We start from the raw sequence: 747 nt of genomic DNA, 5'->3' as shown, positions 1-747 counted from the left end.
ATCCTCATGGAACACGGCTTCGAGGCCCCGACGCTCCTCGGCATCGAAGATCGGATTACGGGGTCAACGCGTGTCCTCGAAGACGAGAACGTCGAGAAGGCCCAGTTCCGCGAGTTCATCCGTCGATTCAGCGACGACCACCCCGAGTACGACGACTTCTTCCGCGCCGTCGAGGTGCCAGTCGAACTCCTCGGGTTGATCAATCAACTCGCGGCGAAAGGTGTCTTCCCGACGGCTGATGGCTGGTACCGGAACGGCGAGCGATATCTCGACGGTGACTTCGAGGCGTTCCGTGAGATCTTCGACGAACTGAATCAGCCACGGAACGACGGGAACAAGCAGTCCAAGCTGCGCTCGAAACTGGGGGGCTACGGTAACAACAAGTGCTACCTCCCAGATGCGCCCGAGGAAGACGAGATCCGTGGCGGATGGGGAGAGAAGCAAGTTCCAGCTGCCGTCGCACGACTGGCGTTTGAGGAACAGCGAGCGGGCCTCAAGAGCTTAATTCATGACGTCTACCACGAGTACCTGGAGTTCGCGCTCAGTCGCAACTACCTCAACTTCAGCTTCCTCCAACTGTTCGCGTTCGTCCTGCTCTGTGACGACCACCGACTCCGCGACGACGTTGCCTTCGAGTACGTGATGATCGACGAGTTCCAGGACTCGAGCGAGATCCAGTTCAAACTCGCCCTCCTGCTCGCGGACACGAACAACGTCTGTGTCGTCGGTGACTGGAAACAGAGCATC

At 58.9% G+C, this 747-nt stretch carries 1 protein-coding gene; it reads left to right on the top strand.

The genetic code is table 11. From position 1 onward, the window contains the following. Window positions 1-747 (top strand): UvrD-helicase domain-containing protein (locus C5B91_RS21180; protein ID WP_147374905.1); only part of this gene is annotated, 747 nt, incomplete at both ends.

Source organism: Haloferax sp. Atlit-10N, assembly GCF_003586325.1.
Lineage (GTDB): Archaea > Halobacteriota > Halobacteria > Halobacteriales > Haloferacaceae > Haloferax > Haloferax prahovense.
Note: the sequence above shows the minus strand (reverse complement) of the source record. Positions and strands in the feature narration are given on the sequence as shown.